The organism is Halomonas sp. McH1-25 (genome assembly GCF_022348165.1).
In the GTDB taxonomy this organism is placed as follows: Bacteria; Pseudomonadota; Gammaproteobacteria; order Pseudomonadales; family Halomonadaceae; genus Modicisalibacter.
Map to the genome: position 1 here is coordinate 115,860 of NZ_JAKRFI010000005.1, position 25,197 is coordinate 141,056.

Here is a 25,197-nt window from a genome sequence, read left to right on the forward strand (position 1 = left end):
TACTGCTTATGAATCGGAAGTGGCGTCCCATAGGGGGTTCGAACCCCTGTTACCGCCGTGAAAGGGCGGTGTCCTGGACCACTAGACGAATGGGACGCATGGAGCGGGAAACGAGATTCGAACTCGCGACCCTCGCCTTGGCAAGGCGATGCTCTACCACTGAGCTATTCCCGCTTGATACCACCAATCCGATACCCGATGAGCAAGTGGCGTCCCATAGGGGGTTCGAACCCCTGTTACCGCCGTGAAAGGGCGGTGTCCTGGACCACTAGACGAATGGGACGCAGTGCCTTGCCTCGTCGAGGTGGCGCGTATATTAATTAGCCTTACCGAGGGTGTCAAGCGTAAGGGCGTGCCGCTTCGCTCTCGTCATAAGATTTGGCAATGTAGCCAAACTTCCCCCACGCTCTCTGGGTAACCTATGGGCAATCAGTACCCAGCGTCACTAGCCAAGCAGCGGGAGAACACCATGCGCAAGAAACTCGAGAAGAGCGACGCCGAATGGCGCGAACAACTCACCCCCGAGCAGTACCATGTCGCACGCGAGAAAGGGACGGAGCCGCCTTTCAGCGGCGATCATCAGGTCAGCGACGAACAGGGTATCTATCACTGCGTGTGCTGTGGTGCAGCCTTGTTCGAGAATGAACACAAGTTCGATTCGGGCTGTGGCTGGCCCAGCTTCGATCGCCCCCTGGGCAAGGAAACCGTGGAAGAACACTTCGATGACTCGCACGGCATGCGCCGCACGGAAGTGGTCTGCTCACGCTGCGATGCCCATCTGGGCCATGTGTTTCCCGACGGCCCCCAGCAGACTACCGGGCTGCGCTATTGCATCAACTCGGTGTCGCTGACCTTTCATCCCGGCGAGTAGACGCCGACCGCGACAGGGGCGCCGATCTGCTAAGATGGGCGCCCTTTTCATCGCTATCGGTACAAGGTGACGCCATGCTCGGCTGGTATCCGGGACACATGAACAAGGCACGCCGCCAGATCAAGGAGGCGTTGCCGGAGATCGATGTAGTGTTGGAAGTGCTCGATGCACGCCTGCCCTACTCCAGCGCCAACCCCATGCTCGCCGAGCTGACCGAGCACAAGCCGGTACTCAAGCTCCTATCGCGTGCCGACCTCGCCGACCCGGCGCAGACCGACGCGTGGGTGGCCCACTTCGACGCCTTGGAAGGCACCCGCGCCCTCGCGGTTACCACCACCCAGGCTCGCGAACTCAAACGCATTCCCAAGCTATGTCACGAACTGGCCGGTCAGGTGCGCGCCGATCGCGACGTTCGCGTGATGGTCATGGGCATTCCCAATGTCGGCAAGTCGACGCTGATCAATGGACTGGCCGGGCGTAAAATCGCCAAGACGGGCAACGAACCCGCGGTGACCAAGCGCCAGCAGAAGATTCGCATCGAGGGGCGTATTGCGCTGATCGACACACCAGGCGTGCTGTGGCCCAAGATCGAGAACCAGGCCAGCGCTTACCGCCTGGCTGCCAGTGGAGCGATCCGCGACACCGCGATCGACTATCTGGAGGTCGCCATCGTTGCCGCGGCCGAACTGGCCAAGCGTTACCCCGAGGCGTTGGCCAGTCGCTTCAAGCTCAAGGAACTGCCGCCCTACACGCCTGCTCCGCATGCCGACGATGTCGAGGCCGACGGCCCACGCCGGATCGATTTGCTGGCCCTGGCCGGTTTCGACGGCCAGGCTATCGTCAAGGAAATCGCCAGCAAGCGTGGCGGCTTGCGTGCCGGCGGCGAGGTCGACATGCATCGCGGTGCGGAAGTCCTGCTGCATGAACTGCGTGACGGCAAGTTGGGTCGTCTGACACTCGAGACACCGAGCGACATTCCTCCGCCGGAAAGCCACGACAGCGATCAGGAAAACGCCCCCCCCTAAACGGTATTTGCCCTTTGGCACTACCTCTGCCGCGTTATATGCTGTGTTTCGCCGCGCACAGCCGGTATTGGCACGAACTCTTTGATTTGCCGTCCCTCACCGTACGGCTAACGGAACCCCAATGGACACCCCGACCCCTCTCAGGAAATCGCACAAGCTCGACAACGTCTGCTATGACATTCGCGGCCCGGTGCTCGACCACGCCAAGCGTCTCGAGGATGAAGGCCAGCGCATCTTGAAACTCAATATCGGCAACCCGGCCCCTTTCGGGTTCGAAGCGCCGGAAGAAATTCTTCAGGATGTGATGCGCAACCTGCCCACCGCACAGGGCTACTGCGATTCCAAGGGGCTTTATTCGGCACGCAAGGCAATCATGCAGGAGTGCCAGCGCAAGCAGATCCCCGCGGTGGGCGTCGAAGACATCTATATTGGCAATGGCGTGTCCGAGCTGATCGTGATGGCCATGCAAGCCCTGCTCAACGATGGAGACGAGGTGCTGATACCTGCACCCGACTATCCGCTGTGGACCGCGGCGGCCAACCTGTCGGGCGGGCGTCCCGTGCACTACCTGTGCGACGAACAGGCGGACTGGGCACCGGATCTCGCCGATATTCGCGACAAGATCACTTCGCACACCCGGGCCATGGTGCTGATCAACCCCAACAACCCCACCGGCGCCGTCTACCCACCGGCCATAGTCAAGGAACTGTTGCGCATCGCTCGCGAGCACGACCTAGTGGTGTTCTCCGACGAGATCTACGACAAGATCCTTTACGATGACGTCGAGCATGTGTCCACCGGCGCGCTGGCTGAAGAAGATCAGTTGGTGGTTACCTTCAACGGGCTGTCGAAGAGCTATCGCTGCGCCGGTTTTCGCTCCGGCTGGATGATCCTGTCAGGTAACGTCGCCAAGCAACAGGCTCGGGATTACATCCAGGGTCTCAACATGCTGGCCTCGATGCGTCTGTGCGCCAATGTGCCGGCCCAGCACGCCATCCAGACCGCCTTGGGCGGTTACCAGTCGATCAATGACCTGGTATTGCCGGGAGGTCGGCTGCGCGCCCAGCGCGACATCACCTACGAAAAGCTCAATGCCATTCCTGGCGTCTCCTGCACCAAGCCCAAGGGGGCGTTGTATGCCTTTCCCAAGCTCGATCCGGCGGTATTCAATATCCAGGACGACCAGAAGCTAGTCCTCGATCTACTGCTGCAGGAAAAGATCCTGCTGGTGCAGGGCACGGCCTTCAACTGGCCCGAGCCGGATCATGTACGCATCGTTACCCTGCCCTGGGCCGACCAGCTGGAAGATGCACTGGATCGTTTTGCGCGCTTTCTGTCCCGCTATCGCCAGTAAGGAAATTTTACCGAATCACTAGGTAAGCGATTGAAACTCGGCCGCACGGAACGCATCTAAGTGGCCAACAAGAATTTGAATTCCCCCTGGTTTCCAGACTATCGAGGGTTAACTCCATGATGCGCATCATCCTGTTTCTTGCCACCAACCTGGCCGTCGTGCTGGTGGCGAGCATCACACTGCGCCTGCTGGGCGTCGAGCCGTACTTGCAGGCCAACGGGCTGAACATGAACAGCCTGCTGATATTCTGCTTCGTCTTCGGCATGGCGGGATCGCTGGTATCGCTGTTCCTGTCCAAGACCATGGCCAAGTGGAGCACGAAAACGCAGATCATCGATCAGCCGCGCGATGCCAACGAACAGTGGTTGGTCAATACCGTAGCCGAGCTGGCGCGTGACGCCGGCATCAAGACGCCGCAAGTGGGTATCTTTCCTGCGCAACAATCCAATGCCTTTGCCACCGGCTGGAACAAGAACGATGCACTGGTCGCCGTCTCTGCCGGCCTGCTCAATCGTATGCGCCCCGAAGAGATTCGGGCCGTGCTTGCCCACGAGATCGGTCACGTTGCCAATGGCGATATGGTGACCCTGGCGTTGATTCAGGGCGTACTCAACACCTTCGTGATGTTCTTCGCGCGTGTCGTTGCCCAGGTCCTGGACAGCTTCCTGCGTCGCGACGATAGCGGTGGACTGGGTTTCATGGGCTACTTTGCGGTGGTCATCGTTGCCGAAATCGTCTTCGGCTTGATTGCCTCGGTCATCGTCGCCTGGTTTTCACGCTTCCGTGAGTACCGTGCCGATGCCGCCGGCGCCAGGCTGGCTGGCTCGGGCGCAATGATCAATGCCCTGGCCCGCCTCAAGGCGGAAACCCAAATGCCCAACCAGATGCCGGACACCCTGACAGCCTTTGGCATCACTGCCGGCCAGACCCGCAAGATCATGGAGCGTCTCTTTGCCAGCCACCCGCCGCTGGATGATCGTATCCGCGCTCTCAAGGAGTCGGCATATCGTCAGTAATCGGTAGCCTCGGGCAATAGATGACTTGAGATGCCCAGTAGAATTAGCCCTCGCCCTTCCCGGGTGGGGGCTTTTCGTTTGGTTCCAGGCGTTCGCTTTGCTCTCTTCTCCCTGCCCTCTTTATGGACCTCGTCTAACGCTTATGTCCCGCCTTGCAGCCCCCAGCCCCGGCCGGCCGTTTAGACAAACGGCGTAATACCATGGTCGTATTGCTTGAACTAAAGTCTAATGGCGCGCATAATAGTTTCACTTCTCCAGCCGATAGGGGTAAACACATGACTACCCAGACAGTCTCAGCGACAAGCACTAGCACTTCAGCGCAGTCTTCCCTGCTCAAGCGCATCGGCACGAAAGCCTACCGCGTCCTGATCCTGATGTCCGAAGGGGCTTACAAGGGTTACCAGGCCCAGCGGGCACCGTATTACGCGACGGTCTAAGACAACGCTCGCAGGCTTGGGCCGTCGGTATCCAGCCGAGCACAGTTCCGCTAGATCTAGTCTCGCCTCTGCCCGTTTCAGGCAGGGGCGTTTTTCTCTCTACCTCCCCCAAGCATGCAGCGATCCTCCGCAAGCACTTGGCTGAATGTATTGGCTGTCAGCCTGCGCCACGGCTTGCAAAAAGAAAAAGGCTTATACAAACACTCACGGGCAAGCTGACTATAGTGGCCAGTGCGTGCTCTCAAGAGCGCACAAATCCGGAATTCTTCAGGCAATAGGGAGTTTTGTCATGAGCGACACCGGACTGCAGGTCTTCGATAGAACGTTGCATACGACCAATATCTGGCTCGGCGATATCATGGAGGACAATCTAGTCAGTCGCCAGACGGCGTGGCATGCATTGGGTGCTGTTCTGAGGTGCTTACGGGATCGTCTGCCCTTACCGTTGGCGGTCCACCTGGGAACGCAGCTTCCTTTATTGATTAGAGGAAGCTACTACGAACGCTGGCAACCGTCCGATCAGCCGGACAAGGTGCGTACCCGGGAAGAATTCCTGCAGCAGATCGATGACGAGCTCGCCAAGACCAATCAGGAAACCGATACCGCGGACACGACACGGGTCGTTTTTGCTACGGTCGCGAAGCATATCGATCCCGGTCAGGTCGAAAAGATCAAGGAAGCCCTGCCCAAGGAGATTCAAGCCTTGTGGTAAGGCTCGCACGGCAATCGTGAAGTGATTGAACGGATCATGCGACGTGGCTGTATCATGCAAGACAGCCACGTCGCTTTTCGTCTATTTGCCTGCCAGTTTCAGCTTGAAGCCAAATCCTTCTATAGCATCCCGAAGACCGGCGCTGTTCTTCTTCAGGTCAACCCGCAAGGTGGAGAATTCACGGCGCACCGGATATTCGGCCCGATAGCGATCGAAGGCAGCCTCCATGCCCAAACGACGACGATAGCGTTCGAAGCCCACCATGTCTCGACGTACGTCGTAACAGGCCCGCACGCAAAGCGCCAGCGCATCCAGTGGTGGCGCCCAAGCCGTCAGCACGATCTTGTGCAGCCACGGCTCAGGCTTGATCTGCCCCAGCTTGCATCTGGCGGGCAAGCCAAAATGCTCCATCAACGCCTGGTAGATCAGCTCCGTGCCACGCATCTTGCCATCCAGACTATGACCGGCGATATGTGGCGTAGCGATATCGACCAGAGAATACAGCGCTTCATCGATGCCCGGCTCGTGTTCCCATACGTCAAGCACCGTACGCAGGTCGCCACGGTTTTCCAGACGATGATGTAGCGCAGCATTGTCCAGACAAGCGCCTCGACCGGCATTGATCAGTACGGTGCCGGGCCTGAGCGCCTCGATACGTGCCGCATCCATGAGATGGTAAGTGGAGTGCTCGCCACTCTGCACCAGAGGCGTATGCAGACAAAGGATGTCCGCCTGCTCGATCAACGTATCGAGATCGACGAAATCGTCGCGCCCCTCCGCCTCGGCACGGGGTGGATCACAAATCAAGCAGCGGGCATCGAGTTCCTGCAGGCGTTGCCATAGGCGGTTGCCCACATTGCCGGCCCCGACGATGCCCACGGTGCGCTTGGCCAAGGCGAAGTCCTCTTCCTCGGCCAGCACCAGCAGGCTGGAAAGCACGTAGTCGACGACCGAGTCGGCATTGCTGCCCGGGGCACTGGCGAAGGCGATGCGCTTGTCGCGAAGATAGTCGAGATCGACATGGTCGGTGCCGATGGTACAGGTTCCCACGAACTTGACGCGGGAGCCTTCCAACAAGTCTGCATTGACCGGCGTGATCGAACGTACGATGAGCACGTCCTTGTCACGCACGGCCTCGCGGCTCATCTCCCGCCCGGGCAAGCGGGTAATCTCGCCCAGATCGGCGAAAAACTCTTCGGCCAACGGAACGTTCTGGTCCACTAGAATGCGCATGGCATGTTTCGCTCCTTGTTCGTGGCCGGCGGATGGTTACAATGACGCTGGTCATCTTAGGCCGCACCATCGGGAGCGGCAAGCCGTGCCATGTCAGGAGCCACCGTGATCGTCCGCTGGGAAAGTGAACATGACTATGTCCTCGTGCATGTCCATCAGGACATGTTCGGCGACTGGATCTTCAGTCGCGCCTGGGGCCAAATAGGCACGCAGTTCGGTGGACTCAAACACCAGTTGGCCGATAGCCACGATCAGGCCATGATGTGGCTCGACGACGTGGACCACATCCAGTCGTCGCGAGGGTTTCGCAAGGTGCTGGAGGCCAACGAGGATAGCCCCGAGGGACGCGATGCCGTTCGCCAGCTGTCGCTGCTGGGGCTTTGACATCAATTCAGGAAGCGCCGCCCCTTGACCAGCCGCATGCCGGGCCGGTCCGATCCCGGACGGGTTCCCGCTTCCTCCCGCGCTTCAGCGAGCAGCCCTCTCGTATCGAGCCAGGCTGCCAGTCTTTCGCTCTCGAAGCCTTTATCGAGTTCATTGCCCCTCTCGTCGCCGAGTACCGGGATACGCGTTCCATAACGGGCCAGCAGCGCCTCGTCCTCGGCGATCTCGACACGCTCCAGCTGAATGCCGGCACGCCCCAGACGCATCAGCTCGGCCTCCAGCCGCTCGCACAGGTGGCAGCCTAGCGTGGTGTAAAGTCTCAACTGCGTCACGTCGACTCCCGATGACGGATGAGAAAGCAGTGGTGCAGGTTCAGACGACGCTGAAAATCCGGGTCGAAGGTGCGGGAAGTGATGTCCTCCACTGCGTAGCGCTGAACGAGTGCCTCATCGAGTTGGAAACGACGCTGATTATTGGAGAATACCAGCGTACCGCCTGGCGCCAGGCGCGCCATGGCCAGATTTACCAGCCTCGCGTGGTCACGCTGAATATCCAGCGTACCTTCCATGCGCTTGGAATTGGAGAACGTCGGCGGGTCGAGGAAGATCAGGTCGAACTCGCTGCCTGCCGTTTCCAGCCAACGGAGACAGTCGTCTCGAACCACCCGGTGGCGGCTGGGGTCGAGTCGATTGAGCGCCAGATTGTCGCGTGCCCATTCCAGGTAGGTATTGGACAGATCGACGCTGACGCTGTCAGTGGCTCCCCCCAGCGCTGCCTGTACCGTTGCCGTGCCGGTATAGCAGAACAGATTGAGGAAACGCTTTCCCTCGGCCATCTGCCCCAATAGCCGCCTCACCGGGCGATGGTCGAGAAACAGGCCGGTATCGAGGTAATCCTGCAAGTTGACCCATAGCAGCGCCTTACCCTCACGCACCTGGAAGCGCTCGCCGCTGCTGTCGCGCTTCTGGTACTGGGCCTTCCCTGCCTGGCGTTCGCGCTGCTTGAAATAGACAAGTTCCGGACGCACCCCAAGCACCTCGGGAAGCACTTCGAGCGCATCCATCAACCGGCGCTGGGCCTGGGCAGGATTGACCGATCGGGGCGGGGCATACTCCTGTACATGCACGCGCTCGCCATAGACATCCACGGCCAACGCATACTCCGGCATGTCCGCATCGTACACGCGATAACAACTCTCGCCGCTCTGCTTGAGCCATTTGCGCAGCCGCTTACGGTTCTTTTCCAGGCGATTGGTGAACATCCGTGCGCCTTCGGAACGCCGGCTACCCGTCTCCTGCTGGCTTTCCTCCGAATGAGCCGATGCTTCGGGCACGGGAATCAGCAGCAACTTGCAGTCCAGCGGCCCGTTCTTGAAGGCATACTGCTTTTCAGCCCGCAGCCCGGTGCGATGCCCCAGGTCGGGGTTGGCCGTAAAAAGCGCCAGTGACCAGCCGGGAAACTCGCTACGCGCGCGTTCGCCCAGGGCCGCATATAGCGGGACCAGCTCGGGGAGTTCGCCGATGCGTTCCCCATAGGGAGGATTGGTCATGATCAACCCTGGCCGCTCGATGCCAGCGGGCTGCTTCAGCTCGGCCACTGCGCCCCCCTGGAAGTCGATCAGTGCCGGAATGCCGGCGCGCATGGCATTGGCCTTGGCGGCGGACAGCGCCTGGGGACTGATATCGAACCCATACAGACGCGACTTGATGCGGCGTCGACCCAGGCTGGCCCTGGCTTCTGCCTCACGCTTGAGCTCTCGCCACATAGCATTGTCATGCCCCGCCCAGCCATGGAATCCATAGCGTTCCCTATGCAGACCGGGAGCCATGTCTGCCGCCATCAGCGCCGCCTCGATGACCAGCGTACCCGAGCCGCACAAGGGATCGATCAACGGCTCGCCCCGGCGAGCGCGCTCCAGCCAGCCGGCACGCAATAGCAAGGCGGCCGCCAGGTTCTCCTTGAGCGGCGCATGGCCCTGCTCCTTGCGGTAACCGCGCTGATGCAAGCTGCTGCCCGACAAATCGATGCCCAGGGTCAACCGGCTGCGATGCAGATGGGCATAGATGCGCAAGTCGGGTTGTCGCAGATCGACATTGGGACGCTCGCGTCCCACCGCCTGTAGGGCATCGACGATGCCGTCCTTGACGGTCTGCGCCCCGAAGCGGGTATGGCGGATCCGGTCCGATTGGCCATGAAAATCCACTGCCAAGCTACCCCCGGACACTACATGACCAGCCCAGTCGATTTTTCTGGTGGCTGCATGCAGCGCTTCGGGGGTTTCAATGCCCTCTTCCTGCACGAGACTGAGAATGACGCGGTTGGCCAGGCGTGACCACAGACAAACGCGGTAGGCCATAGCGAGCGAGGTGTGGACATATACCCCGGCGACGGTCGTCTTGCCGACCTCACCGCCCAGTGCGGCAATTTCTTCGGCAAGGAGAGCTTCCACTCCCTTGGGGCAGGTGACGAAGAGTGTAGCCGCCGAGACGGACTGGGATTCGCTCATATGTAAAAGACTCCGGGATCATGCTGGCATGATCCTTTGATTTCAATCAGGTAACCGTTAGGTAACATTTTGTTGACAAAACGCGACTCGACAAGCCTGGTCATTCTGAACTAGTAATTAAATCAGTAGCTACTGATAACACGCATGCGTTTTGTCCATGGGCCCTGTGGGTTGTGACGGCAAATCTTCTGCAATGGCGCCAAGCGTATTGCAAGACGTCTTTCGCCTTCACAACGTCTCGACACTAAAAATCGGTTCTTCAAAGAGGCCATCCGATGAAACGACAGAAACGTGATCGCTTCCAGCGTGCTTATGTTCATGGCTACAAGGCCGGTATCACTGGTCGTTCCCGTGACGATTGTCCCAGTCAGGACGTGAACCTGCGTGAATACTGGATGAGCGGTTGGCGTGAAGGTCGAGGGGATCATTGGGCCGGCATGACCGGCGTCTCCGGACTGCACAAGAACCCCATGGTGATGTGACCCATCCATATGCTCACCGTTTCACCGGTTGTCGGTATCCCCGCCACCGGCATGTGCTTCGGTGAAGGATGACACCTTCCAAGGCCCGCTGCGTTGCGGGCCTTTCTGCGTTTTCACTCCGCTCATGTCCTGAGCGCCTCGGCGCATTCGGCAACCAGCGCCGGCCCACGATAGATGAACCCCGAATAGAGTTGCACTAGATCCGCACCGGCGTCGCGCTTTCCACGCGCCGCCTCGTCACTGTCGATTCCGCCGACCCCGATAATCGGTATCGAAGGCAGATAACGGCGCAAGGCGCGAACCACCCTGTTGGACGGTTCGAACACCGGACTGCCCGAGAGCCCTCCCTGCTCCTCGGCATGCGGCAATCCGCTCACGGCCTCTCGGGACACCGTAGTATTGGTGGCGATCACGGCATCGATATCATTGGCGCCCAATGCCTTGGCAACGAGAGCGGTCTCGTTATCGTCCATGTCAGGAGCGATCTTGACCGCCAACGGCACGCGTCGCCCACTTTCCCGATCGAGTCGGGAGCATTGCTCACGCAGCGCACCGAGCAAGTTGTCCAGATGCTCACCGAACTGCAGGTTTCTCAACCCTGGCGTATTGGGTGAGGAGATGTTCACCGCCACATAGTGCGCATGGCCATGTACCCGCTGCAGGCAGGTCAGATAGTCGTCGACGGCCCGTTCGACCGGCGTGGTCAGGTTCTTGCCGATGTTGATGCCGATGACGCCATCGTAGCGGCTACGCTGCACGTTGCGTATCAGGTGGTCTACACCGGCATTGTTGAAGCCCATGCGGTTGATGATGGCGCCCTGCTCGGGTAGCCGGAACAGGCGTGGCTTGGGATTGCCCGCCTGGGGCTTGGGCGTGACCGTCCCCACTTCGACGAAGCCGAACCCCAGTGCCCCCAGTGCGTCGAGATGATCGGCATTTTTGTCCAGCCCCGCTGCCAGACCGACACGATTGGGAAAGTTCAACCCCATGATCTCGACAGGATCGTCGACACGTTCCTGTGCTCCCAGCATACGGGACAGATGCAGGCGATGAAGCATATCCAGGGTGGAAAGGGAAACGCCATGGGCAGCTTCGGCATCCAGCCGGAACAGCACGGAACGAACGAGAGAATACATGGGCGACTCATCTTCGATGAAAAACGCCGAGAGTATACCGCAAGCGCCCCATCAGGCTTAATGCCCTCCACTTGCAGGGTATCAAGCCCGATGGGGCGCAGAGATGTCAGGTAGTACGCTTACTGGGTATCGAGCTGCTGGATGCGTAACGCGTAGTTGTTCACGCCACTGCTGGCGCTACCGAATTTCTGGCCACTCACCCAGACGGTATATCGGCCCGGTTGCAGCCGGGTGCGAATGGCGAAGTCGCCCTCGAATCCCGATGCCTTATCGCTGGCCACCACCTTGCCCTGCTCATCGAGAATTTTCGCTTCGAGACGATATTCTGTCTCGCTCCCCATGAAGGTGGAACTGGTGACGGAGACGGTGCCGGCTTCGACGACATCGAAGCTCAGCACCTCGCCGCGGGTCCGGATATCGATATCGGCAACGATTTCATCGAAAGCCGTCGGCATGTCCTGTTGCTGTGGCGTTTCCGCCGCCTGCATGGGGGAAGCATCCGGTGTGGAAGCGGCACCAGCCGCAGACTGAGCATCATTCACGTCGGCGCCGACAGACTCATTGGCTACCTGCGGCGCAGCGACGGCAGCAACGGCATCGTTCTTGTTCACGAACGCCGTGGTACGCCCATCACGCCCCGGCCCGCCGAAACGTATCCCGGTGCCGCCATCAATGCCGCTTTGGTCACTGCTCAACCGGTGTCCTTGCTCATCGAGCCCCGCCACTTCGACGTTGTAACTATTACCACCGGCACTCTCAGTCCCGAACTTGTTCGCCGTGACTCGTAGAATGTAGTCCCCCGGTTCGAGCTGTTCTACCAAACGTAGGCCGCCGTTTTTCCCCAGCGCATCGCCACGCGCCACTGCTTTGCCCTGATCATTGAGAATAACGGCATTAATACGGTAATCATTCGACTCACCCGGCAGAGTGCTGCTGGTAAAGACGTACTGGCCAGCCTTGTCGACGGTGAATGGATGTTCGTGCGTCCCCCCAAAACCGAAACTTTGGCTACGTGCGTCGGTTCGCGAAGTAAAGAACTTGCTCAGGTCGACCTTGTCGGCGGATTCTCGGGCACGTTGCAGGGCTGGGCTATCGGCGAGTGCCAACGATGCCGAGCCAGCCAGCCCCAGAGCCACGATGAAGGGTAATACGCGATGTTTCATAGGGTCTCTCTACAATGGCGTTTAACCGGTCATGGCACAGCATACCAGAGCGCACCCGACTGGCGTGGCCATGTCATTAAACCTTGCACGGTAAGCGAGACTTGGCTACCAACGCAAACCGCCCGGCAAACGCCAGGCGGAAATGCAGCACAAGCCAGTGAACGACGATCAGGCCTCGCCGTTGCTTTCGGCCAGATCGACCAGCTCGCGGATGGCCACGGCAAATAGCGGAAAGCCTCCCTGGGCACCATGCCTCACCTCGTTGACCAACCCGCACCAGCGCTCGTGCAGGTCCGAGTGTCGGGACAGCCACTGCTCCACACGCGGCCCGACGTCCAGTGAGCTGTCCTCCATATTGAGGACGCTAACCGTCAATGCCAGTTGCTGACGGTCGAGATCGTCTCGGAAAGTCTCGCGAGCCTGAGCCTGCCAGGCATCGCGCACCTTGAGCGCATTGACCTGCTCGGTCATCCAGGGCAGCTCCAGACGGTGACCGATCTCGAAGTAGACCTCGGCGACACGCTGCACCTTCTCGTTGGCCTGATTGGCGGCCTCGATGATGCCCAGCCCACCATACAGGTTGCGAGTCGCGGCGATGACACGGGCCAACTCATCAGGCACGCCAGCACCGCTCAGTTCCTCGCAACGTACCTGCCAGGCTTCGTACTCGTCGCCCCGCAGGTGATCGCCGATACTTTCCTGAAGCTGGGCCAAGCGTGGCGCGAAGTGCTCGATACTCTCCTTGATCGTCATGCTGGTGCGGTGACGCAGGAACCAGCGCGTCGCACGACGCAGCAGGCGCATCAGGTCCTGCATCATGGCGTACTGGACCTCGCTGTCGACCTTGTTGTCCAGCGCTTCGATCTGTTGCCAGAGACTCTCGAGATTGAAGCTATCGCGGGCCACGACATAGGCGCGCGTGATGTCGGCCCGCCCGGACCCGGTGGAATCGATCAGGCGGCGCATGAACACGATGCCCATGTGATCGACCAGATCGTTGGCTATCTGGGTGGCCGCAATTTCCCGCTTCAGGCGATGTTCGTACATCTCGTTCCGGAAGCGCTCGACAAGTACACGCGGGAAGGCCCGTTCGAGATGGGTCTGGATATACGGATCGTCCGGCACCTCGGAGGCGATGAGATCGCTCTTCAAGGTACTCTTGGCATACGAAATGAGTACCGACAGTTCGGGCAGAGTCAGCCCCTCGTCAGCGTTGGAACGCTCGAGCAGCACCTCGTCGCTGGGCAGAAACTCCAGTTCGCGATCGAGCTGGCCATGCGCCTCGAGTTCATTGATGAAACGCCGGAACGGCCCCAACCCATCCTGCGACAGGCGTCGCGACAACGACAACGCCTGGGCTTGCCGATAATTGTCCTGCAGCACCAGATCGGCAACCTCCTCGGTCATTTCCGCCAACAGCTGGTTGCGCTGCTTGTCGGTCATGTCGCCCCGCTTGACCACATCGTCGAGCAGAATCTTGATATTGACCTCATGGTCGGAGCAATCCACCCCACCGGAGTTGTCGATGAAGTCGGTGTTGACCCTGACCCCCTTCCTTGCGGCTTCCATGCGGCCTCGCTGGGTCAGGCCCAGGTTGCCGCCCTCGCCGACGACGCGACAGCGCAGCTCCTCGCCATTGACGCGGAGTGAGTCGTTGGCCTTGTCGCCAACGTCGGCATGGCTTTCCTCACGTGATTTGACGTAGGTGCCGATACCACCGTTCCAGATCAGGTCGACTTGCGACTTGAGCATGGCGTTGATGAGGTCGTTGGGCGACAGCTTGTCGGCCTCGATACCGAACACTTGCTTCATCTGCGGCGTAATGGCAACCGACTTGGCGCTGCGCTTGAAGATGCCGCCCCCTTCGGAAATCAGGCTGCTGTCGTACTCCTCCCAACTGGAGCGCGGCTGATCGAAGAGACGCTTGCGTTCCTTGAACGATGCAGCGGGATCGGGATCGGGATCGATGAAGATGTGCATATGGTTGAAGGCGCCGACGAGGCGGATCTTGTCCGACAACAGCATGCCGTTGCCGAACACGTCGCCGGCCATGTCACCGATGCCCAGCACGGTGAACTCGTCCTGCTGGGTATCGACACCCAACTCGCGGAAATGGCGCTTCACCGATTCCCATGCGCCACGCGCGGTGATCGCCATCTTCTTGTGGTCGTAACCGTTGGCCCCGCCCGAGGCGAAGGCATCGCCCAGCCAATGTCCGTATTCGAGCGAGATGGCGTTGGCGATGTCAGAAAACGTTGCCGTGCCCTTGTCGGCCGCCACCACCAGGTAGGGATCGTCATCGTCGTGACGCACTACGTTCCTGGGCGGCACGATTTCGCCGCCAACGAGGTTGTCGGTCACGTCGAGCAACGCACGAATGAAGATCTGGTAACAGGCGATACCTTCTTTCTGGATGACATCTCGATCGGCGGTATCGGGCATGCGCTTGCAGACGAAGCCGCCCTTGGCGCCGACCGGCACGATGACTGCGTTCTTGACCTGCTGCGCCTTGACCAACCCGAGGACCTCGGTGCGGAAGTCCTCGTGACGGTCCGACCAGCGCAGCCCGCCCCGGGCGACCTTGCCGCCACGTAGATGCACCCCTTCGACACGCGGCGAGTAGATGAATATCTCGTACATGGGCCGCGGCTTGGGCATGTCGGGGATCTTGGCCGGCTCGAGCTTGAGAGCGATGTATTCCTTGTAGCTCTCATTCTCGTCCAGCTGATAATAATTGGTTCGCAGCGTCGCCTGGATCAGCTCGGCGTAACGCCGCAACAGCAAATCGTCGTTGAGACTGGCCACCGCATCGAGCTGGCCGTTGATGCGCTCGAGGCAGGCATCGATTTCTCCCTCCTGCGCCTGCTGATCGGGATCGAAGCGCAATTCGAACAGAGTGACCAATTCGCGTGTAATCTCGGGATAACTGGCCAGCGTCGTAGCGATGTAGAGCTGCGACAGCCCGAAGCGCAACTGTTTGAGGTAACGCGCGTAGGCACGCAGTACCGCCACTTCGCGCCAAGCCAGATTGGCACCGATCACCAAGCGGTTGAACGGATCGTTCTCGGCATCGCCAACCCAGATGCGCTTGAAAGCTTCGATGAAGGTGTCGCGCATCTCCTGAAGGTTGACGATCTCGTTGGAATGGTGCTCCAGGTCGAAATCGTGGATCCAGAAATCCCGATCCTGACGCTGGATGTTATAGGGCCGTTCACCCAACACGCGCAGGCCGAGGTTTTCCATCATGGGCAACACGTCGGACAGAGGGACTGGCCGGTCGGCGTGGAACAGCTTGAGGTTGACGCCATCCTCGTCTTCCTCGACCAGACGATAGAGGCTCAGCGCCAGCGCCTCGCCCTCCTCGAGTTCGCCGATATGATGCAGGTCGTAGACCGCGGTGCGTGCCGAGAAATCGTCGCGATAGCTACCGGGGAACGCCTCGCGGTAGCGATCCATCAGTTGGTTGGCCTGCTCTTCGCCGAAGCCCTCGACCATGGCGTTCTGTAGATCGTCGCGCCAGCTGCGCGACAGCATGCCGACTTTCTTCTCGAGTCGACGGATGTCGTAATCCACCGGCTTTTCGCCGTTGAAGCGCAGGATAAGCTGGATACGTGCCAGAACCGACTCGGACAGGTAAGTGTTGAAGTCGCCGAACGTGGCATCGAGTTCGTCGCACAGCAGGTTCTGAATGCGTACACGCAGGTCGGTGGAGAACACATCGCGCGGCACGAAGACCAGGCAGGAATAGAATCGCCCGAAGCGATCCTCGCGGATGAACAGACGCACCCGACGCCGCTCGCGAATATTGAGGATCCCCATCGTGGTCTGGGTCAATTCCTCGGTGGAAATCTGGAACAGGTCGTCACGCGGATAGACGTTGAGAATCTGGCGTAGCTGATGGCCGTCATGGCCGCGCGGATCGACTCCCACCGCCTGGATTACGGCCTGGATCTTCTTGCGCAGGATCGGAATATGGCGCGGAGAATCGTTATAGACGGTGGCGGCGTAAAGCCCCAGAAAGCGGCGCTCGCCGATCACATTGCCGTCGGCATCGTAGCGATCGACGCAGATATAGTCGGGATAGGCCGGACGGTGGACCCGTGAGTGGTAGGCACTCTTGGCAAACGACAGCAGTTCGGGCACCAGTACGTAGTGATCGTCTTCGACGCCCAGGTCGTTGCGAATACGTTCGCGGTAGCGAGGCTGATCGAGCTTGAACACGCCCAGGTCGCTGTCCTTGACGTGACACAGCTGATCCTGACCGTTCTCCTTCACCACCTCGTACTCGTCGTAACCCAGGAAAGTGAAATTGTCGTTTCTCAACCATTCGAGAAAGGCAATCGCCTCTTCGTGATTTCCTGACCCGATCTGATCCGGCCGTGACGCCTTGAGTTCGTCGAGCGCCGCGCCGACCTGGCCGCGCATCGCCTCGAAATCCTCGACGGCGGTGCGCACATCGCGCAGCACGTCACGGATACTGGTTTCCAGATCCTCGAGGACGGCCGGGTCGGAATGGCGATCGATCTCGATGACGATGACCGACTCATCCGTCTCGGGCGCCTGCTCGTCGTGAACCGAAGTCACGCGTTTGAGACGGTGCTGCTTGTCGCGATCGACAGCCAGCACGGCATTGTGAATGGCGTGCACGGTGATCCCACGCCGATTGAGCTCGATACGCACCGAGTCGACAAGAAACGGCATGTCCTGCTGCAACACGCCGATCACGGTATGCGACGACTGCCAGCCGTGCTTCTCGAAATCCGGATTGTAGACCCCCACCTTGGGCGATTTCGGATCGTGCTGCTGCATGAAGTGCCAGACGTTCAAGGTCGCCCCGTAGATGTCGTCGAGATGGCGCTCGGCGAGGTCCTCGAAAGGCGCACTGGCGTAGAAATCCTCGGCGAAGGCTGCAATCGCCTTCACTTTTTCCTGGGGAAGGCGCTTGGCGAGTTGTTCGCGAAGCTGGGCAAGAAATTCCTGTTTGCCATCGATTGCGACGTGTTGCATCAATCACCTCGGCTGCACCCGGTCATCGTTGACCGGCGGGATGTTCATCGGCGCGACTCGTGTGCCGCGTTACGTGAGCGTACTCCAGCGCCCCGGCCAACCCCATCGTCATGCCCCAACTTTCATGGAGCATATCAGTTGCGCATTGCCTCTTGACTTTTCGTTACAGAGAGCAACCTCTCGACTTCATCGTTTCATGCTTCATCGCTTCAGGCACGCCTTTCAAGCAGTACGCCGCATTCGCAATGGTTCGTCCAGGGAAACTGATCGAACAGCGCGAAGCGTCGGACGGCGTGGGTATCGTGCAACTGCTTCAGATTATCCAACAGGGTCGCCGGATTGCAGGAAATATAGACGATACGCGGATATTCCCTGAGACGCTCACAGCTCTGCGGATCCAGCCCGGCGCGGGGCGGATCGACCAGTACCGTGGTGAAATCGTAGTCGTCCAGCGCCATCTCGGCCACTCTGCGTCCGTGCTTCTCGCCGGCCAGGGCCTGAGAAAACTCCTCGGCGGACATGCGCGCCACCACGGCATTGTCGATGCCGTTGGCGGCGAGATTGACGTTGGCGGAGGCCACCGAGGTACGCGAAATCTCCGTGGCCAGAACACGTCGGAAGTTCTCGGCCAGCGCCACGGTAAAATTGCCATTGCCGCAGTACAGTTCGACGAGATCTCCCGTCTGGCTATGGGCCGTCACGTCCCTCGCCCAGTGCAACATGGCCTGGCTGATGCGCGCGTTGGGTTGGGTAAAGCTGTTCTCGACCTGCTGATACGCCAATAACCGCCCGTCAACCTCGAGCCGCTCCCAGACGTGGTCGCGATCCAGGATTAAGCGCTGCTTGCGGGCCCGACCGATGATGGAAACGCCCAAATGCGCCTGTAGCCGATGCGCATCGCGCTCCCAGTCCTCGTCCAGCGGCCGATGATAGATCATGGTAATCAGCGCTTCGCCGGCGAGGCTGGTCAGGAACTCGACCTGAAACAACTTGCGTCGCAATACGGGGTTATCCCGCACGGCATCGAGCAACTGAGGCATCAGTTCATTGATTCGCCGACTGGCGACAGGATACTGATCGAGCCGGACAACCGTTTTTTTCTTTGGATCCTCGGGATCCACCTCGAACATCGCATAATACAGGTCGTCGCCTTCATGCCAGACGCGGAACTCGCAGCGCTGCCGATAATGGCTGGGTGGTGAGGCATACACCTCGAGCGCGGGTGCATCGAGCGGTGCGAAGCGTTCGATCAGAAAATCGCGTTTGGCGTCCAGCTGTTCCTGATAACGCTCAGGGTCGACGACGGGTATGGCCACGTAGTCTCCTTGCTTGATGAAAATGCATGAAAAGCGAAACGGTTATTCAGCGCAGAACCTGCGGCAGGGTCTGCACCTCGAGCCACTGCGGGGCGGCAAAGCCATAGCTCGACAACGCAACGGACAGCGCCGGTGAAGGAGCCGTGGCCCAAGCCTCGTCACTGCCACTGGTACGCATAATTTCGGGAACGACGCTGATGACGCGGCGTGCAATGGCCGCCCCCGAGTCGATCCACTCGATCGCCTTCGGGGCCTGGGTACGCAGCTGCTCGACCAGCAGCGGGAAATGGGTGCACCCGAGCACCACGGTATCGAGCTCAGGACTCTTCCAGAGCGGCGCCAACTCCGCCGCCAAGAGCGCCTCATCGAGCTCTAGTCCCGCCAACTTGCGCTCGGCCAGGGTCACCAGGCCATCGGCAGCCACCCGGATCACACGGCATTGAGCCGCAAAGTCGCGAATCAACGCATCGGTATAAGGACGATTCACGGTGGCCGAGGTGGCCAACAGCCCTATCGTCCCGCTACGCGTGGTCATTGCCGCCGGCTTGATGGCCGGCACGGTGCCCACCACGGGAATATCCAACCGGCTACGCAACTCAGCCAGGGCCAGCGTACTCGCCGTATTGCAGGCCACGACCAGCACGCCAGCACTACAGGCCTCCACGCCAGCGAGGCAGACATCGACGATACGCCCCACCAGCCAAGCGTCGGGCTTGGTGCCATAGGGCAGCATGGCGTTGTCACAGACATAGGCCAGAGCGGCTTCAGGCAGGCGATGGCGTATCGCAGCGGCGACGGACAACCCGCCGACACCGGAATCGAAAACGAGAACCGGCCCCTTCATCCATGCCCCTCGACGAAATGCTCGCGCAGCGTATGGATCAGCGCCTGCAGGCGAGCCGGCATGAAATCGCGCTCGGCATAGAGCAGATAGACGCCGAGCGGCTGGGTTACGAACTCATCCAGGACATGCACCAGGCGCCCCCTGGCGACCTCCGGCTCGCCCAGGAAGGCTGGCTTGTAGACGAGCCCCATACCTCGCGAAGCCGCTTCGGCCAAGGCTCGGCCGTTGTTGCACGTCATGACCGGCTGGAAACGGTAGCGTTGCAGCTTGCCGTCAACGATGAAGGTCCAACTGGGGCCGCCGCGTTGCAAGCTGTAATGCAGGCAACGATGCATGCGCAGCTCATCGGGATGACGCGGAACGCCATGGCGTTTCAGGTAGCTGGGAGCGGCATAGACATGTCTTGGCATCGGCATCAGGCGGCGCGCAATCAGACTCGAGTCCTCGAGCTCGCCGATACGCACGACCAGGTCGAAATCCTCGGCCAACGGGTCGACACGGCGATCTTCCAGCATTACTTCCAACTGCACGGCCGGATGCTTGTGTTCGAAAGCCTGCAATGCCGGCACCAGCTCGCGAACGCCGAAATCGAGCGGTGCAGACAGGCGCAGCCTGCCACGGATTTCGCCCCGCTGCTCACCCAGCCCTGCTTCCAGTTCGTGCAGCTCGTCGAGTAGGCGCGCCGCGCCGCGCAGATAACGCTCGCCTTCGGCCGTCAGGTGCAGGCGCCGTGTCGTTCGGGTCAACAGCCTTACCCCGAGTTGCGCCTCCAGACCCGCCACCTGCTTGCTGACCATGGCATTGGACAGGCCCAGCCGACGGGCACCGCCCGCGAAGCTGCCGGCCTCGACCACGGCGCGAAAGGTCTGCATTGCCTGAAGCCGATCCATCCCCGTGTCCTCACCGTTTCCACTGCTGCGCATTCTACCTGACCGACACCCAACTGGCCCGACCCTTGTCGGCCTTTTAAATACTGGTTATTTTTACAGTATCAATATTGTTGCTCATCGAGGTATGTCCATGAATGTCAGCCGCTTTGCTTACGCCTCATCCAAGAACTCTTCCCTCTTGGCCCCTAGTCCCAAGCAACGCGGAGCCAGCGGCTTTCCTTCACCCGCCGACGATTACCTTGAAGTGGCATTGGACCTCGATCGCTATCTGGTGCCCCGCCCCGCCTCGACCTTTTTCATGCGCGTCAGTGGGCATGGGCTGGTCCAGGCAGGCTTTCATGACAAGGATCTCCTGATCGTCGATCGAGCGCTGACGCCCCGTGCCAATGACTGGGTCATAGCGACCATCGACGGTACCCTGAGCCTGCAACGTCTGGTTAGCCAGGCCAGCCGGTTCTGGCTACAGGGCGGGGATAGTCGCCAGGCCCGAATTCCGCTCGATGGTGAACGCGACCACCGGCTCTGGGGCCGGGTCTGTTATGTCATTCATGCCCTGCACCGGTGAGGCTCGCCATGTACGCACTGATCGACTGCAACAATTTCTTCGTCAGTTGCGAGCGCCTGTTCGATCCTGCCCTGGAGGGCATGCCGGTCGGCGTCCTGTCGAACAACGACGGCTGCATCATTGCACGCTCAGAGGAGCTCAAGGCCTTGGGGATCGCCATGGGCATGCCGATGCATCAGATTCCTTCCATGCAGCGGCAAAGGATCGTATTCAAATCCTCGAATTATGCGCTTTACGGCGACCTCTCGAGCCGGGTGCAACGGGTATTGGCGGCACGCGTACCCGCCCTCGAGCCTTACTCCATCGATGAGTGCTTTCTCGACCTGCGCGGCATGAGCAACGATCTGGATGCCTTGGGACGCGAGCTCGTGCACGCGGTGGAGCGCGAGGTTGGCCTGCCCGTCTCACTGGGCATCGCCCCGACACGCACCCTTGCCAAACTGGCCAATCGTCGCGCCAAAGGGATGCCCGGACGCCCCCAGCTGTGTCTATGGCCGGACGCGAACGCCCCCGACCTCAGCCATTTTTTGCGTCAGCTCCCGGTCAAGGCCGTCTGGGGCATCGGCAGCCGGCTCGCGTTAAGGCTAGCCAGCCTGGGAATCGACAATGCAGCAGCGCTTCGCGATGCCCCGGAAGCCCTGCTGCGCAAGCGTTTTAGCGTAGTGATGGCCAGGACGGCCCGGGAACTGCGCGGAACGCCCTGCCTGGAAGCCCATGACCTCGACACCCCACGGCGCAGTATTCTCTGCTCGCGCTCGTTCGGTCGGCTACTCAACGAACGTGATCAGCTCAGCGACGCACTACGCCATCATTGCCAACGCGCCGGGGAAAAGCTACGCCGCGACGACATGCTGGCCAGCGCCATCGGCGTGTTCCTGCGCACCAACCCTCACCATGCGGGCCCGCAACAATCCCATCCGTTATGGACGATGCTCCCGTTTCCCAGTGCCGACACGTTGCGACTCAATCATTACGCTCAACGCCTGCTGGCCGAGTTGTGGCAGCCGGGCATCGCCTACCAAAAGCTTGGCGTCATGTTGGCGGACCTGTCGCCCCGTCGCGGTAGCCAAACGTCACTCTTCGAGGGGCACGAGCCTGCTCGTCAGGAAGCATTGATGCAGACCTGGGATGCCATTCATCGACGCTATGGACGCCATGCGCTCACACTGGGGTTGCAGTGCCGGAACGCAGCCTGGCAAATGAACAGTCGCTACCATTCACCGCGTTACACGACGCGCTGGGATGAGTTGCCCCAGGTGAGCACATGAAGGCCGACCTAAAGGCCAGCCCATGACTCAGGCACACTCAGGCAAAAGGCGATGGGGCGTTGCGGAATTCGGTATACAGCTCGGGATAGGCATTCTGAAGGCGTTCCAGCTCGGCCTGGGCTCCCTCCGGTAGCGATTCGGCCAGCAGCTGCATTTCCTCTTCGTCGAGGTGTTCGCGCATGAGGGGAAACAGCTCTTCACGCTCCGAGCGCAAATAGGCGCGATGCGCATCGAGATAGGCTTTCAGATCGTCGGCGAAACGATCCATGGGTATCACGGCATCCATGAGGATCATGTCGATGTCCTGGGAAAGGCGAGCCAGACGCTCATTAAGCGCTTGATAGTCTTCAGCGAGTCGACATCCCAGCGCATTGGCCTCGGCGACCTTGGTCAGCAGTTGTTCGCTGCAGATTCGCTCCAGCGGCACGGCAAACCCCGTCATATAATCGAGAATGAAATCCACTACCTCGCGTACGAGATGGAAGTCAGGACGCTCGCCATGATCCAGCGTTTTGTGCTTGAGCGCGAGCACGTGCAGCAGCCGCGCCATATTGGCATGATCCTGGCGCAGTTGAGTGAGCATGGGCATGGTAGGAGTCTCCTCTGCTTACGTGGACCGACGTTGGAGTATCGCCACGCTGACTACAGTTTAGGTGATGGCGTTTACCTTCATGCAGCTGTCCATGCCCCACGCTACACGAGAGCCACGGGGCACAACGGCAAGCCTGTAGCCCGCTACACGAGCCGGAATGTTTACCCTAGTGGCTATATTGCAATCGCGCTCGTTGAAAAAGCAAAAGACGCTATCGATTCCCTAGGAACACGCCTAACGCGTGGTATCGTTCATGCAACGCGATTCTTGCGACTCCAACCACCGGAACGACGGTTTTCATGGATTTGTTCAGCCACGCTTCCCAAGACAGCGCCCCCTTGGCATTTAGAATGCGCCCACGGCGCCTCGACGACTATATCGGACAACAGGCCCTGGTTGGGCCAGGCAAGCCACTGCGTCGCATGGCCGAGAGCGGCACGTTGCGTTCCATGATCCTGTGGGGACCGCCCGGCGTAGGCAAGACGACACTGGCCGAGATTCTTGCCGATGCCTCGGATGCCCAGCTCGAGCACTTATCGGCGGTCATGGCCGGCGTCAAGGACATTCGAGCCGCAGTGGAGCGAGCCAGGGCGGCCCAGGGGCAGCAGCGCCCTACGGTACTCTTTCTCGACGAAATCCATCGTCTCAACAAGAGCCAGCAGGATGCCCTGTTGCCGCATGTGGAATCGGGCTTGCTAACCTTGATCGGCGCCACCACCGAGAACCCCTCGTTCGAGGTCAATTCGGCACTCCTGTCACGGGCTCGTGTCTATGTGCTCAAGAAGCTCGACGAGGCAGACCTGATCGACGTTATGCGTCGTGCTCTGCAGGATCGCGATCGAGGCCTCGGCCAGCGCAACATTCAGGTGGAGGATGAGGTACTCGCCATCTTGGCACGGGCAAGTGGCGGCGACGCCAGGCGCGCCCTTGGCCTGCTCGAGACGGCCTGCGACTTTACCGTAGAGGATCAGGGCCAGGAGCGCCTGGCCAAGGAGACCTTGGCCGAGATCATCGGTCATCAGGCCAGCGCTTTCGACAAGCAGGGTGACCATTACTACGATCTATTGTCGGCGATTCATAAGTCGGTGCGCTCGTCGCGACCCGATGCGGCGCTGCTGTACATGGCGCAGTTCATGCAGGGGGGAGGCGATCCACTGGATGTCATCCGCCGCCTGGCGGCCATCGCTTCGGAAGACGTCGGCAATGCCGAGCCTCGTGCCTTGCCACTGGTCATGGCCGCCTGGGACGCCTACCTGCGCCTCGGCGACTACGAAGGTCAGCGCGCCATCGCGCATGCGGCGATTCACCTGGCTGTCGCGCCCAAGAGCAATGCCATCGACCAGGCCTGGAAACGCGCCAAGGGCTTTGTGGCCGAACATCCCGATATCGAGGTCCCCACCTATTTGCGCAATGCACCGACCCGACTCATGGCCTCGCTGGGTCACGGCGAGGGGTATCGCTATGCGCATAACGAGCCCCACGGTTACCCGGCAGGCAGCGCCCACGATTGTTGGCCGGATCAGGTACCGCGCCGGCGCTTCTTCGAACCCAGCGAGTACGGGCAGGAAAAACGCTTCAAGCAGATGCTCGACTACCGCGCCGAGTTGGACAGCCAGGCCGACGGCGAGGTCGAATGATGTGCATAAGAAAACCCCGCTGAGCGACGCTCACCGGGGTTTGCACGATACGGAAGCCCGTTGTTCAGTAAGCTTCCTGGATCACATCGGCGCCTTCGGGCACCTGAAATTCGAACCGGGACGGCTCGACTGCAGAGTTAGCCTCGACATTGGAGAAGGCAATCGCCGTACGCTGACCGGTACTGTCGCTCATCTGCAGTCCGCGCAACTGCTCGCCACGGAAGGTCAGCTTGAGATCCTCGAACAGCGTGTCGGGTGATTTGGGAAGCAAGGTAAAGGTCTCCGTCGTGCCCTGCTGTTGACGGGACACGTCGTAGTTCTCGGTCAATGCATTGGCCTTGCCGGACAGCAGCAGCGCCGGGGTGTGGGTGACACGCATGTCGAGGGGCTGGATGGTCACCTGCTCGAGGTCGGGATCGTAGAGATAGACGTCCTGCCCATCGGACACCACGACCTGACGATACGGGGCCTCGACTTCCCACCGGAACTGGCCGGGACGTGACAGCCAGATATGGCCGCTAGCCTCCTGTAGGCGCTGGCCGGAACCATCGAGGATCTGCTGGTCGAAATCGGCGGAATAGGTCTTCAATGGCTCGAGCAGGTCGCTCAGGCGCTCGGCCGCCTGTTCGTCGGCGTTGGCCAGCATGGGCATCATCAGGGCTGCACCCAGTACAGCCAGGCTTTTCATCAACTTCATGCCTTCTCCTTGGTTCACTCCAGTCGGACGACGCGAGTTTCGTGGCCGTCAGACCCATAGAC

At 60.3% G+C, this 25,197-nt stretch carries 22 protein-coding genes and 3 tRNA genes; 11 read left to right on the forward strand and 14 right to left on the reverse strand.

Annotated elements, in window-relative coordinates:
- Window positions 1–20: 20 nt before the first annotated feature.
- The 3 genes from MHM84_RS14145 to MHM84_RS14155 all read right to left on the reverse strand — a co-directional run bounded on the left by MHM84_RS14145 (window position 21) and on the right by MHM84_RS14155 (window position 283).
- Window positions 21–96: transfer RNA gene (locus MHM84_RS14145), tRNA-Glu, on the reverse strand.
- Window positions 97–99: 3 nt separating this feature from the next.
- Window positions 100–174 (reverse strand) — tRNA-Gly (locus MHM84_RS14150).
- A gap of 33 nt (window positions 175–207) precedes the next feature.
- Window positions 208–283 (reverse strand) — tRNA-Glu (locus MHM84_RS14155).
- A gap of 186 nt (window positions 284–469) precedes the next feature.
- Between MHM84_RS14155 and msrB the strand changes: the two genes are divergently transcribed.
- The 6 genes from msrB (at window position 470) to MHM84_RS14185 (ending at window position 5,415) form a co-directional block, all read left to right on the forward strand.
- Window positions 470–871, forward strand: coding sequence for a peptide-methionine (R)-S-oxide reductase MsrB (gene msrB / locus MHM84_RS14160; protein WP_239267004.1), 402 nt, complete (start codon window positions 470–472; stop codon window positions 869–871).
- A gap of 74 nt (window positions 872–945) precedes the next feature.
- On the forward strand, window positions 946–1,896 hold the full coding sequence (gene ylqF, locus MHM84_RS14165) for a ribosome biogenesis GTPase YlqF (protein WP_239267005.1): 951 nt from the start codon (window positions 946–948) through the stop codon (window positions 1,894–1,896).
- A 121-nt stretch (window positions 1,897–2,017) separates the two neighbouring features.
- The gene (locus MHM84_RS14170) at window positions 2,018–3,250 is read left to right on the forward strand and encodes a pyridoxal phosphate-dependent aminotransferase (RefSeq protein ID WP_239267006.1); all 1,233 of its coding nucleotides are present in this window, start codon (window positions 2,018–2,020) and stop codon (window positions 3,248–3,250) included.
- Between the two features lie 116 nt (window positions 3,251–3,366).
- Window positions 3,367–4,266, forward strand: coding sequence for a protease HtpX (gene htpX / locus MHM84_RS14175; RefSeq protein WP_239267007.1), 900 nt, complete (start codon window positions 3,367–3,369; stop codon window positions 4,264–4,266).
- A gap of 275 nt (window positions 4,267–4,541) precedes the next feature.
- Window positions 4,542–4,703 (forward strand): hypothetical protein, encoded by a 162-nt coding sequence (locus MHM84_RS14180; protein ID WP_239267008.1) that lies wholly within the window; start codon window positions 4,542–4,544, stop codon window positions 4,701–4,703.
- A 289-nt stretch (window positions 4,704–4,992) separates the two neighbouring features.
- Complete coding sequence (locus MHM84_RS14185) at window positions 4,993–5,415, forward strand: DUF2267 domain-containing protein (RefSeq protein ID WP_239267009.1); 423 nt, start codon at window positions 4,993–4,995, stop codon at window positions 5,413–5,415.
- Window positions 5,416–5,496: 81 nt separating this feature from the next.
- Here MHM84_RS14185 and pdxB read toward each other — a convergent pair whose 3' ends face one another.
- On the reverse strand, window positions 5,497–6,648 hold the full coding sequence (pdxB, locus tag MHM84_RS14190) for a 4-phosphoerythronate dehydrogenase PdxB (protein WP_239267010.1): 1,152 nt from the start codon (window positions 6,646–6,648) through the stop codon (window positions 5,497–5,499).
- A gap of 105 nt (window positions 6,649–6,753) precedes the next feature.
- Between pdxB and MHM84_RS14195 the strand changes: the two genes are divergently transcribed.
- Entirely contained in the window at window positions 6,754–7,032 is a 279-nt protein-coding gene (locus tag MHM84_RS14195) for a hypothetical protein (protein WP_239267011.1), read from the forward strand.
- 2 nt (window positions 7,033–7,034) lie between these two features.
- Here the strand turns inward: MHM84_RS14195 and MHM84_RS14200 are convergent, their stop codons facing one another.
- Window positions 7,035–7,364: a glutaredoxin family protein gene (locus tag MHM84_RS14200; RefSeq protein WP_239267012.1), complete on the reverse strand. Its 330-nt coding sequence runs from the start codon at window positions 7,362–7,364 to the stop codon at window positions 7,035–7,037.
- Window positions 7,361–9,538: a bifunctional 23S rRNA (guanine(2069)-N(7))-methyltransferase RlmK/23S rRNA (guanine(2445)-N(2))-methyltransferase RlmL gene (gene rlmKL, locus MHM84_RS14205; RefSeq protein ID WP_239267013.1), complete on the reverse strand. Its 2,178-nt coding sequence runs from the start codon at window positions 9,536–9,538 to the stop codon at window positions 7,361–7,363. Before rlmKL ends, MHM84_RS14200 begins: the two co-directional genes overlap by 4 nt.
- Window positions 9,539–9,813: 275 nt before the next feature.
- Here rlmKL and rmf point away from each other — a divergent pair, with 275 nt between their 5' ends.
- Window positions 9,814–10,020, forward strand: a complete 207-nt coding sequence (gene rmf, locus MHM84_RS14210; RefSeq protein WP_019016705.1) for a ribosome modulation factor — start codon at window positions 9,814–9,816, stop codon at window positions 10,018–10,020.
- A gap of 122 nt (window positions 10,021–10,142) precedes the next feature.
- Here the strand turns inward: rmf and MHM84_RS14215 are convergent, their stop codons facing one another.
- From MHM84_RS14215 to MHM84_RS14240, 6 genes are all read right to left on the reverse strand, one after another.
- Window positions 10,143–11,156 (reverse strand): quinone-dependent dihydroorotate dehydrogenase, encoded by a 1,014-nt coding sequence (locus tag MHM84_RS14215; RefSeq protein ID WP_239267014.1) that lies wholly within the window; start codon window positions 11,154–11,156, stop codon window positions 10,143–10,145.
- A gap of 119 nt (window positions 11,157–11,275) precedes the next feature.
- Complete coding sequence (locus tag MHM84_RS14220; protein WP_239267015.1) at window positions 11,276–12,319, reverse strand: hypothetical protein; 1,044 nt, start codon at window positions 12,317–12,319, stop codon at window positions 11,276–11,278.
- Window positions 12,320–12,487: 168 nt separating this feature from the next.
- Window positions 12,488–17,326, reverse strand: a complete 4,839-nt coding sequence (locus MHM84_RS14225; protein ID WP_239267016.1) for an NAD-glutamate dehydrogenase — start codon at window positions 17,324–17,326, stop codon at window positions 12,488–12,490.
- A 209-nt stretch (window positions 17,327–17,535) separates the two neighbouring features.
- Window positions 17,536–18,642, reverse strand: a complete 1,107-nt coding sequence (gene trmA, locus MHM84_RS14230; RefSeq protein ID WP_239267017.1) for a tRNA (uridine(54)-C5)-methyltransferase TrmA — start codon at window positions 18,640–18,642, stop codon at window positions 17,536–17,538.
- Between the two features lie 46 nt (window positions 18,643–18,688).
- The gene (gene murI, locus MHM84_RS14235; RefSeq protein WP_239267018.1) at window positions 18,689–19,486 is read right to left on the reverse strand and encodes a glutamate racemase; all 798 of its coding nucleotides are present in this window, start codon (window positions 19,484–19,486) and stop codon (window positions 18,689–18,691) included.
- On the reverse strand, window positions 19,483–20,376 hold the full coding sequence (locus MHM84_RS14240) for a LysR family transcriptional regulator (protein ID WP_239267019.1): 894 nt from the start codon (window positions 20,374–20,376) through the stop codon (window positions 19,483–19,485). The genes murI and MHM84_RS14240 overlap by 4 nt, the downstream gene beginning before the upstream one ends.
- A 178-nt stretch (window positions 20,377–20,554) precedes the next feature.
- Here MHM84_RS14240 and umuD point away from each other — a divergent pair, with 178 nt between their 5' ends.
- The gene (gene umuD, locus MHM84_RS14245; protein ID WP_239267020.1) at window positions 20,555–20,941 is read left to right on the forward strand and encodes a translesion error-prone DNA polymerase V autoproteolytic subunit; all 387 of its coding nucleotides are present in this window, start codon (window positions 20,555–20,557) and stop codon (window positions 20,939–20,941) included.
- Window positions 20,942–20,949: 8 nt separating this feature from the next.
- Window positions 20,950–22,209, forward strand: coding sequence for a Y-family DNA polymerase (locus tag MHM84_RS14250; RefSeq protein WP_239267021.1), 1,260 nt, complete (start codon window positions 20,950–20,952; stop codon window positions 22,207–22,209).
- 37 nt (window positions 22,210–22,246) lie between these two features.
- Here MHM84_RS14250 and MHM84_RS14255 read toward each other — a convergent pair whose 3' ends face one another.
- Window positions 22,247–22,792: a hemerythrin domain-containing protein gene (locus MHM84_RS14255; protein WP_239267162.1), complete on the reverse strand. Its 546-nt coding sequence runs from the start codon at window positions 22,790–22,792 to the stop codon at window positions 22,247–22,249.
- Window positions 22,793–23,100: 308 nt separating this feature from the next.
- On the opposite strand from MHM84_RS14255, the gene MHM84_RS14260 reads away from it, so the two are divergent.
- Window positions 23,101–24,438 (forward strand): replication-associated recombination protein A, encoded by a 1,338-nt coding sequence (locus MHM84_RS14260; protein ID WP_239267022.1) that lies wholly within the window; start codon window positions 23,101–23,103, stop codon window positions 24,436–24,438.
- A 64-nt stretch (window positions 24,439–24,502) separates the two neighbouring features.
- On the opposite strand, the gene lolA is transcribed toward MHM84_RS14260, so the two are convergent.
- Complete coding sequence (gene lolA / locus MHM84_RS14265; protein WP_239267023.1) at window positions 24,503–25,135, reverse strand: outer membrane lipoprotein chaperone LolA; 633 nt, start codon at window positions 25,133–25,135, stop codon at window positions 24,503–24,505.
- Window positions 25,136–25,197: the final 62 nt, after the last annotated feature.